The organism is Methanoculleus sp. (genome assembly GCF_035363275.1).
GTDB lineage: Archaea > Halobacteriota > Methanomicrobia > Methanomicrobiales > Methanoculleaceae > Methanoculleus.
Map to the genome: position 1 here is coordinate 1 of NZ_DAOSET010000065.1, position 10970 is coordinate 10970.

At 60.8% G+C, this 10970-nt stretch carries 7 protein-coding genes; 6 read left to right on the top strand and 1 reads right to left on the bottom strand.

All coding sequences use genetic code 11. The features are described 5' to 3' along the window. The 4 genes from PLN84_RS11410 to PLN84_RS11425 all read left to right on the top strand — a co-directional run. On the top strand, nt 1-1831 hold a 1831-nt coding region (locus tag PLN84_RS11410), incomplete at its 5' end, for a NosD domain-containing protein (protein WP_348532085.1). Between the two features lie 5 nt (nt 1832-1836). Beyond that, the gene (locus PLN84_RS11415) at nt 1837-2916 is read left to right on the top strand and encodes a hypothetical protein (protein WP_292382688.1); all 1080 of its coding nucleotides are present in this window, start codon (nt 1837-1839) and stop codon (nt 2914-2916) included. A gap of 339 nt (nt 2917-3255) precedes the next feature. Continuing rightward, nucleotides 3256-4434, top strand: a complete 1179-nt coding sequence (locus PLN84_RS11420; protein WP_300182349.1) for a hypothetical protein — start codon at nt 3256-3258, stop codon at nt 4432-4434. Nucleotides 4435-4455: 21 nt separating this feature from the next. Further along, a complete protein-coding gene (locus PLN84_RS11425; RefSeq protein ID WP_348532086.1) occupies nt 4456-8505 on the top strand; it encodes a NosD domain-containing protein in 4050 nt (1349 codons plus the stop codon). A 78-nt stretch (nt 8506-8583) separates the two neighbouring features. Here PLN84_RS11425 and PLN84_RS11430 read toward each other — a convergent pair whose 3' ends face one another. After that, nucleotides 8584-9249: a dihydrofolate reductase family protein gene (locus tag PLN84_RS11430; RefSeq protein ID WP_292558703.1), complete on the bottom strand. Its 666-nt coding sequence runs from the start codon at nt 9247-9249 to the stop codon at nt 8584-8586. Between the two features lie 140 nt (nt 9250-9389). Between PLN84_RS11430 and PLN84_RS11435 the strand changes: the two genes are divergently transcribed. After that, a complete protein-coding gene (locus PLN84_RS11435) occupies nt 9390-10595 on the top strand; it encodes an HD domain-containing protein (RefSeq protein ID WP_292382682.1) in 1206 nt (401 codons plus the stop codon). A gap of 130 nt (nt 10596-10725) precedes the next feature. Further along, on the top strand, nt 10726-10970 hold a 245-nt coding region (locus PLN84_RS11440), incomplete at its 3' end, for a hypothetical protein (protein WP_348532087.1).

A 10970-nucleotide genomic window follows, 5' to 3' on the forward strand; every position in this document is an offset into this window, starting at 1 on the left:
CTGGTACTACTATTCCGGGATCTATCCTTCGGCAAGCGGCGTCTCGGTGCAGAACATCAAAACCATTACTATCTACAGCAACGAGACACCCCGGACGCCGATAGCCGATTTTACGGCTGAACCGGTTGCAGGGGAGGCCCCGCTCACGGTGCAGTTCAACGATACCTCGGCAAACGTCCCGACGGAGTGGGATTGGGACTTCGGGGACGGCATGGCCTCCGCCGAACAGAACCCGAAGCACACATACCAGAACGATGGAGTCTATACGGTGATGCTCACCGTCTCCAACGACCAGGGGAGTGACACCTGCACCCGTGAGAACCTGATCGCCGTCGAGGTGGCCGGGCCGCATGAACCGCAGACGTACGTCGTCGATGCCGATGGAAGTGCAGACTTTACCACCATCCAGGCGGCGGTGGACGCCGCCCGAGCGGGAGACAGCGTCATCGTGAGGGACGGGACTTACCAGGATAACGTCGTCATCGGGAAGAGCATTGTGGTCCGGTCGGAGAACGGACCCGAGAAGACAATCATCCGCGTGGCGAGGACCGAGTCAAAGGACGATCATGTGATCTCCGTCACGGCCGACGGCGCCGTCGTCAGTGGGTTTACCCTGCGGGATGCTGAAACCGGCGGCGCCGGTCTGGGTGTATTCGATGCGACGGGGTGTACCTTCGCGGATCTGGTCTGCACGAATAACAGCCACGGGATCTCCCTGCACGCAGCGCCGGGTAACGAGATTCTGAACTGCTCCTGCAACAATTGTTACCGCGGCGTCGATCTCTATGAGGGTTCGGACGATACGCTTGTGACAGGGTGCAACCTGAGTTATAACGCCGATTACGGTATCTGGGCCGAGTCTTCTGGTAGGAACCAGTTCATCTGGAACACCCTCGTCGGTGCGGAAGGCGGAGGGGCGATCAATCTCAGGGCGTCGTGCGACAATCTTATCGCCTATAACGTGCTCGACTGCTGTAACCCCCAGGGAGCTCACTGTCTTGTGGTAGAGTGGGGTTCGGAGAACAACACTGTTTATATGAACGATTTCTTAAGCAGCGTGCTCCTCGTGACTGTCGATGCCGGGCCGAACGCCTGGAACTCGACTGAACCGGTCTCCTATGTCTATGAAAACCGGACATATTCGGGGTATGTCGGGAACTACTGGGAGAACGTGGGTGGTCGCGGATATACCGGGGAGGATGCAGACGGCGACGGGATCGGGGACACGATATATTCGTTGCCAGTCCATTCGCCGGAGTTCTCCCCCCAGTATGACCGCTATCCGCTGGCGGAGCGGTTCGGGAACTACGTGGGAGAGGGCAACGTGATCCCTCTTTCTCAGGGCTGGAATTTTATCTCGGTGCCGCGAACGCTTGCATCTGGATTGGATACGGCGGCAGTCTTCTCCGGTGTTTCCATGGTCGGCCGCCCGATGTACTCATACGATGCCGTCGCCGGATGGAAGACGCTCCGTGCAGATGACCCACTCAGCCCGCTCATGGCGTACTGGGTGTACTCCGAGACACCCTGCACTGTGCCGCTCACTTTTGATCCGGACCCGGTCAGCACTCCCCCGGAGCGGACTCTCGCTCAAGGGTGGAACGCTGTCGGATTCACCGGTTTCTCTCCAACGTCGGCCCGGAATGCCTTCCTTTCGATTGTGGACGAGTGGAGTTGCGCCATCGGGTTTGGCGCCGGGGAGCAGCGTTATGAGGTTTCGTTCATCAATGGAGCACAAGGGGCCCATGGGGATGGACGCGACCTCGAGCCGATGCAGGGCTACTGGGTCTTTATGAGATCTGCAGGACGCCTCTGTGCAATCAGCGGGTGAGTTGCATGGGACGAACCGGAACGGCGGTGATAACACTCGTTCTTCTCTCTGCCCTGGTATCCTGGGCCTGGGCGATTCCCGCCCTCCCCTGCGCCTTCCATGGCAGCGTGACGATCGACGGGAACCCGGCCCCGGTCGGGACGACAGTTGCCGCCCTGATCGACGGCGAGACACGTGGAGAGATCACGACGACCGAGATCGGAAAGTATGGTAATTACGCGGAACTTGGAGACAAACTGGTGGTCGAGGGGGACGATGATGATGGCGGGAGGACGATCCGTTTCACGGTGAACGGAGTGTATGCCGGGGAAACGGCGACATTTAAGGCCGGTGACGGCCGTCGTTTCGACCTGAGCGTCTCGACGGGTGGCAGCGGCCCGTCTTCCGACGGTGGCGGCAGTTCTTCTGCCGGCGGTTCGGGGACCACGGCGCAGAGCACCACACCGACGACCGGACAGACACCGGGGGCCGGAGAACTTCAGACAACCTCTACGGGTACGGTGACCCGGTCGGTCACGGTGACGACGGAGGACCGCATCTGCACCCTGGCGGTGGCGTCGGGCGTGGTCGCCACCGGTGCCGACGGGAAGCCGCTCCGGGAAGTGATGGTTGAAACGGTGAACGAAGGCGCCGTACCGCCGGTCCCCGGCGGTGCGACCTATGCGTTTGCCGGCCGTGCGGTGAAGTGCGGGCCAGCGGGGGCGGTGTTCAGTCCTGCCGTCCCCCTCACCTTCACCCTCAGCGAGGAAGAGTGGTCGCACCTCCGGGCCGCCGACCTCTCTGTCAGGTGGTACGACGCAGCGGCGGGCGAATGGGTCGGCCTGCCGGTCGAGGTGGACGCGGCCACGAGGACGGTGACGGCGAAGGTCTCGCATTTCTCGGTCTTCGCCCTGTTTACCGGGGAGACAGCGTCTTCGCAGGCGGTTGAGACGCCCCTTGCCGAGGCTTCGGCCGGCGAGACCGGAGCTCCTGCAGGTGGACCAGGGTCCGACACCATCCCCGGGGCGGCTCTGGCCGGGATCCCGGTGCTGATCGTCGCTGTCGGAGCCATTTACATCCTGCAGAGACGCAAGAAATCCCGGTGATCCGGGGCGCGCAGGTAAGCCCTCCGCGGCACCTGCGTAAATATTCTACCCCAATATATCATTTATCGCTCCTTTGTCATCCGTTCGGTTTCATATCCCGGTTCGGGGGGTCGTCCTCCCGATGGCCGGGCCCGGAAAGGCCAAAATTCATTCGATTTAAGGCTGATCTTTCGGGCTCCACAATATTGCATATACATCGCCTGGATATCGATTAGCTTCGGTTTACGTGGCACTCCTCATAGATGCGAATCTGACTGATAAACCTTGTTTATTAAACACACTATATTATATCGTTCGTTACTGAAATTGGAATTGTTTAAAGAGGAGTGTAAAAAAAACATGCTCTCCAGAAAAAGACTTCCCTCGCACCGGGCTGCATTCATTGCGGTCATGACGATGAGCATTGTACTGCTCGTCCTTGTCACGCCTGTCGTGGCGGCAACAACGAGCGTGACCGTAACGAAGTATGCCGATAACAACTACTCGCAGAGTGTCGATTCCGAGACCTTCAACCTCGCCGAGCTGCAGGCGCTCTCGTCGGTCTACAGCAACGGGCCGGTCTACATGCAGGGCCCGACCTTCGATCCGGGCGACCCCTGGGGCGACGGCGGCCAGAACATGATCAACTTCTATGGTCACAACGGTTCCCGGGTCAGCAACATCACCGATGAAGTCGGCGGCATGAGCGACGGCGACGAGCTCAAGGTCCAGTCAAGCGACGGGTTCCCCCTCTACTTCGGCTACGACAACGTCTACACACCGAACAGCAGTCAAGGCGACATGATCGTCGCCTGGTGGGACTCTGATTACGGCTTCGTCCCCCATTATACCTACGGGATGAGGCTCTTCTTCTACACCCCGGCGTCTTCCCCCGGCGTCGACGATTCGCTCAACCTGACGCTCCGCGATATGGAGGCGTCGTTCGATCCCTGGTATCGTCACAACTATACCGATAGCAGCGGCAGCTGGCCGTCGGCAAAGGGTCTCTCGTCAAAGTACGTCCAGTACCTGAAGATCTACCCGCCGCACCGCTACGACTTCAACACTACCGGCGACACCGTCGAGTACGCGTATGAGGGCGGCGTCGGCGCCTCTCCGGGCCTGAACAACCCGAGCGGCACCACTGTTGACACGTCGAAGATCGCAGACGACGACAACGACGCTGACGAGTACAACACATTAACCCTCGGCGAGTACGCTGCCCAGCGCTTCGTCTTCAACGTCACCGAGAGTGCGGGCAACATCGAGAAACTTGCCGTCACCTGGGTCGGGACCAGCAGCCACGACGACTCCAGTGCCGACCAGGGCGCCACCACCTACATCTGGAAGGACGGTACCGGCTACGAGGCGCTCACCGGCGACATTACCTCAGACATCGTCAACTACGTCGTCAACGGGAATGTCACAGTGCTCGTGAAGCAGAACGTGACGCATGTTTATGAGGAGGAGGAAGATCTGTCTTCTCGCGTTGCAACCGACTACGTAGGGCTCGTGGTGACCCATCACCACGCCAACTAACCCTTTTCTTTGGTGATTACAATGAAAAAATCGATTGGAATATTCTGCCTTATCCTGCTTGCTCTCCTCGTCGCACCAACTGCGGCCGCGACCCTCTACGTCGACGACGACGGTGGAGATGGGGTTTACACCACTATCTCGGAGGCTCTGGGCGCCGTTACAGAGGGCGACACAATCTTCGTCAGAGCAGGGACCTACCCGGCATTTTATAGCATAACCGTGCCTAATCTCACCATTAAGGGTGAGGGGGCCGCTTGTGTCACAGTGGATAGCACAGGAAATAGTCTCAATATCGGAGAACAGGGGGCCGGAACAACATTCGAAGGACTTAGGATCCTCAAAGCCGGTCAGGTGGCGACATATGGTTCAGATTGCATTATCAGAGACTGTGTCTTTGACGGGCTGACAGGATCAGCCACCATACTAATTCGTGCGCCGAACTGCACCTTTGCAAACAACAGCGTTCAAAACCTATTATCTCCTACGACCAATACAGGAGTCAATGTATACAGTGCATCTGCCAGGATCGTCAACAACACCTTCGTCAACATACCTGTGACCACCAGCGCCCTGTATATCAGGAAAGAATCTACAAATGCAACCATCGAGGACAACCTCTTCGAGAACTGCACAGGATCTCGCCCTCTCACCCTTCGTGAAGTAACAGGCTGCACCGTCGCCAACAACACCTTCAAGAACACTCACAATGAAGCAATTAGACTATGGAAGACAACGGCAACCGACAACGTTATTACCGGGAACTCTTTTGGTGGCACCGCCATCTGCTTCTATGACACCGGCGACGGAAACCGGTTCTACCTGAACAACAATATATCGGGTGCTGTTCTTTACACGGACAGCACCGCCCCGACCACCACCTACTGGAACGCCACCACCCCGGTCACTTACACCTACAAGGGCACGGAGTACACCGGCTACCCCGGCAACTTCTGGTCGAATTACACCGGCGACGACACCGACGGCGACGGGATCATCGACACCCCGTACGTCCTCCCGGACGGCCTCGGCACCGACCATGCACCCCTGGCGGGAGCGTGGAAGGACGGCAGTATCGCAGCGCCGGTGCAGGAGCCGACGACCTGGTACGTCGACGACGACGGGGGTGCGGACTTCACCACCATCTCCGATGCGGTCTCGGCATCGACCGTGGGCGACACCATCGTCGTGAAGGACGGTGCCTACACCGAGAACGTCCTGGTGGACAAACTGCTCGTCATCCGCACCGAGAACGGTTCCGATGCCGTCACCGTCACGGCTGCGGCCCCCGACAAGCCGGTTTTCGACGTCGACGCCGACGGCGCAACCGTCGAAGGGTTTGCAGTCCGCGGCCCGACGAACGAGCACATCGCGGGGATCGAGATCGTCGGCTTCAATAACTGCGTCGTCACCGGCAACGACTGCGCCGGCTGTTATAACGGCATCCACCTCGGCGGCACGGCAGCGAACAACACCGTCGAGAAGAATTCCTGCCACGAGAACACCCGCCGCGGCATCAGCCTGCGCGACACCGCCCACGACAACCTGATTTACAACAACACCTGCGAGAACAACGCCGACGACGAGATCTGCGCCAAAGACCAGGCTGCAGACAACATTATCTGGGCCAACACCTTCGACGGCACCGTTGAACTCGCCACCGCGAACACCTACCACTCCCCGGCCGAGGTGGCCTACACCTATCGCGGCACGGCATACACCGGCTACGTCGGCAACCATTACTCCCTCTACACCGGCGCCGACACAAACGGCGACGGCATCGGCGATACTCCCATGTCGTTTGGCACCTACGCGGACGACTACCCGATGATGGGTTCATGGCAGGACGGCATCATCACGTATACCACCCCTTCAATCGCCAGGATTGCCCTTTCGCCCGATTCTGCGGCACTCGTGCTCGGTGAGACGCAGCAGTTCGACGCCACCGCCTACGATGTAGCGGATGCGCCTGTTGTGGAGACCGTCTTCGTCTGGGCCTCCTCAAACACCTCGGTCGGCACGGTGAACGCCACCGGCTTCTTCGAGACCCTCGCCGTCGGCACGACCGATGTCACCGCCACCGCAGGCGGTATTACCGGTGCGGCAACCGTCACCGTCGCCGCAGCGACCGCCGCAATCGAGTGGGCTCCGTATGTCACCGGCACCACGACGACAACGGCCACGATCCACTGGCGGACCGACCTTCCGTCGAACGGTAGCGTTGAGTACGCCGACGAGACCTACTACGCCGCAAACGGCGGCTACGAGCACACGATCGACGATCCCTCGGTGACTGACCTCCATCACGTAGACCTCGCCGGTCTCGCTCCCGGCACCCGCTACCATTACCACGTCGTCGCCGAGGGTACCGCTACCGGCGACCGCACCTTCAGCACCTTCCCGGAAAGCGGAGAATTCACCTTCATCGTCTACGGCGACACCCAGGAGTCCCAGAGTTTCACCCAGCTCGAGCGGCATAGCCTCGTTGCCGAACGCATCGCCGCCGAAGAACCGCTCTTTGTCCTTCACCTCGGCGACACCGTCAACATGGTGGACGATGCGGCCGAGTGGGAGAGATTCTTCGAAGCCGGTGACCCGGTCTTCGCGAACACCAGCTTCTTCCCGGCCCTCGGCAACCACGAAGAGAACAGCAGCGCCTATTACGACGCCTTCGGCATGCCCGAGTGGTACTCCTTCGACTGCGCCGGGGCGCACGTTGCCGTCCTCGACTCCAACACCTGGATCGGCGACCGGATGGACGACGAGACCGCCTGGCTGGAAGCGGACCTTGCTGGCGAAGACGACTGGAAGTTTGTCGCCTTCCACCACCCGCCCTATACTTCAGAAGGGCGCAATCCCGGCGGCAACATCTACCTGCGTGAAGAATGGGGGCCGGTGATCGCCAATGAAAGCGTTTCGGCCGTCTTTTCCGGTCACGTCCATGCCTACGAGCGCTATCTCGTCGACGGCGTCAACTACGTCGTCACCGGCACAGGCGGCGGCCCGCTCTACCCGCTTTCGACCGAAAGGCCGGACGGCTACCAGAACAGCCTCGAGCACACCCTGGGCTACACGAAGGTGATCGTCCATGAAAACGGAAGCGCCACGATGGAGTTCGTTGAGGTGGCTCTCGTCTCGGACGACAATAACGAGGTGCTCGAGATCTACCCGGACGGGATGAGTTTTGATGCTTTCACCCTGACGGTACCCGAAGCCCTCCCCGACCTTGCCGTGACCTCTCTTGAGGTCCCGGCATCGGCCTCCACCGGAACCACCTACACAGTGACGGCAACGGTCGAGAATACTGGTGATGCAGCAGCGCCCGGGACGGCCGTCGCCCTCGCCGTCGACGGAACAGAGGTCGGGCGGAAGGAGATCTCCGCACTCGGGCCCGGCGGCAGCGCTACTGTGGCCTTTGCATGGACACCGTCCGCCTCCGGGACCATGGAGGTTGCCGTCCAGGTCGATCCGGACTGCACGGTGACCGATGCCAACCGGGCGAACAACCTTCGTTCCGGGAGCGTAGCGGTCGAGGGTGGGTCTATCGGCCCCTCCATAAACGATACCATCGTCCTCAGCCGGGGCTGGAACTTTGTCTCGACACCGAGAAGGCTCTCGGCAGGAAACGATACCGCTGAGATATTCCTCTCTGTGGATATGGCCGGCCGACCGCTGTATGCTTACGATGCCGCGACCGAAACATGGCTTCAGATGAACCCGTCCTCTCAGGTCCGCCCGCTCCAGGGTTACTGGGTCTATGCCGACCAGGACGCATCGGTCCCGCTCTCGTTCAACGAAGATCCGCTTCAGGCTCCGCCGGAAACGACTCTTTCCCGGGGCTGGAATGCGATCGGGTTCTCCGATACGATCCCTGCACCGGCACGGGATACTCTGTCGTCCGTCGGTGATGCCTGGACGACCCTGATCGGCTACGATGCCGGAGCCGGTGTGTACGAGACCTCAATGATCAACGGCGCTACGGGCCTTCACAGCGATATGGGGGAGATGAAGCCGATGCAGGGCTACTGGCTCTACATGACCGGCAGCGGGACGCTCTGCGCCATCAGTGCCTGAGGAGCTGCTTGCCCGGTCTCAGGCAATCTCCTCTTCTTCCGGAACCGGCAGCCTGCCGGACCTCTCCCGGAACCCCCTCTACTTCTTCACCGCGTACACCAGGTGGACCGTGCCGTGCTCCATCGGCACGGCTTTCCGGAGTTCCAGCGCCGCCCGCCCCCCGGCCCGGTCGAAGAGCTTCTTCTCACCCTCGCCAACGATGACCGGGTGGACGATCAGGCTGATCGTGTCGGCAAGCCCCTCCCGGATGATGACGTTGTTCAACTCGGGGCCGGTATCGGAGACCACCCGTGAGACCCCGAACCGTTCGCCGAGCTCCCATAAGGCCCCCCGGAGGTCCACCCGGTTCCCGCCGCAGCGGATGAACGGGTACTCCCGCTCGCGGAGGTACTCAAGGTACTCCTCCGGCGTCGTCTCCGAGACGAGGACGACGACGTCCTTCGTATGCTCCATGTTCCGGTAGAAGTGGAGCAGGCCCTTGAGCACGCCCCTGCTGTCGACGATGACGCAGATGGGGCGGCGGTCGTCCGGCCGCACTTCGGGCCGGTGCCGGTCGGCCTCTGCCTCCGGCAGGGTGATGTCCATGAAGAGTTCGATCCCGGTCTTTGCCGTGGTCGACCCCGCAAGGACCGCCCCCGGCTCGAGGGCCAGGAGCGCGCCGTAGTGCAGGCCGAGATCGACCTCAAACCCCGTCACCGCGTGGTCGAGGCTCACGCTGTTGTGGATGATGACTTCCGGGTACATGCGGGAAGGGTACGTGCATCGGAAATATAGCCTGCGCGGATTCTACCCGGTACAGAAAGCCCTATCCCCTCTCCCGGCCGAGAACTCTCTACCGGAGGGTGGCCCGACCGAACCTGGCCTGCCTTCCCGGAGGATACCCGATGGAGATCCCGCAGAGTATCTTTGACCGTATGGAACGGAATATGGCCGACCGCGAATCGCTCCTCTCGCACCGGGCGACCCGGAACGCCGATTACCTCAGGCGGTCCGGCCGCAAACCCGAGGACCCGGTCATCCGGCCGCCGTTCTCCCGCGACGCCGACCGGATTGTCCACTCGAAGGCCTACTCGCGCTACATCGACAAGACCCAGGTCTTCTACCTCGTCGAGAACGACCACATCACCCACCGCGTCCTCCACGTCCAGCTGGTCTCGAAGATCGCAAGGACGATCGGAAGAGCTCTTTGCCTGAACGAGGACCTGATCGAGGCGATCGCCCTCGGTCACGACATCGGCCACGTCCCCTACGGCCACCTCGGGGAGAAGTTCCTCGACGAACTCTGCACCGAGCATGGGCTCGGGAGGTTCCGGCACAACGTCCAGAGCGTCCGGTTCCTCGACGTCGTCGAGGACTGCGACCTCACGCTACAGGTGCTGGACGGGATCCTCTGCCACAACGGTGAAGTCCATGACCGGAGCCTCACGGTCGAGGGCGAGGCCGATTGGGCCTCGTTTGCGGAGAAATTGGCGCGGATCGAGGCCGGGGGCGATGCCCTCCCCCTCACCGCCGAGGGGTGTGTGGTGAGGATCGCCGACAGCATCTCCTACCTCGGCCGCGATCTCGCGGACGCTCTCGAGGTCGCGGTCATCGATGAACGGGATCTCGATGACTTCCCGGAGAACTGCATGAACTTTTTCGGTATCGCCGGGCGAAAGAAGGAAAATTTCTCGGAAGTTAATCGAAGAGTGCTCGACGTCCTAATCCGCGACATCATCGCCGGGAGTTACGATGCCGACTGCATCGCCTTCTCAGGGGAGGCGTCTGCGTGTGTGGCGGCCTTCAAAGAGTTCAATATGCAGCACATCTACGAAAACCCAAGGCTCCTCGCGAACCGAGAGAAGATCCGGTTCATGTTTTGCTACCTCTTCGACCGCACCCTCGAGGATATCGAGGAGGAACGCGAGGCATCATTGGTCTACGAAGACCTCATCAACGCGCCGTGGGCATCTCGCGCGTATGTCGATGCCGCGGCGCCTGCGGAGCTTGCACGGGACTTCATCGCCGGGATGACCGACCGCTACTTCGAGCGGGTCTTCCGGCAGAGCATCCTCCCGGCAAGGGTCCGGTCGCGGTACCGGGGCGGCTGAACCCTGCAGGAAGAACAGGACCGGCATGAACGGAGGCCCTGCTGCTATCACCGGTAATCCTGTTCTGAGTCGATGGGCATAACCCGCCGGTTCCTGTGAATTCATATAGCGTTACTCATTGACCCTCTTTATGCGCAGATCAATGCTTATTTTGAGCCTGGCTGCAGTATTTGTTCTCACAGCAGGCTGTATTGGGCTTGTCGGCCCCGACCCGAAGGTCGTACAGGACTCTGCGATCCGGGACATCAGCCTCGCAAAAGGGCTCGTGTACAACGTGAACGCGGAGATCCGGAACGACGGCCGCGACGGGGACGTCACCGTGACCGCGAGACTGATCGACGAGGAGAAGGGATTTACACGCGATGAGGTCTCGGT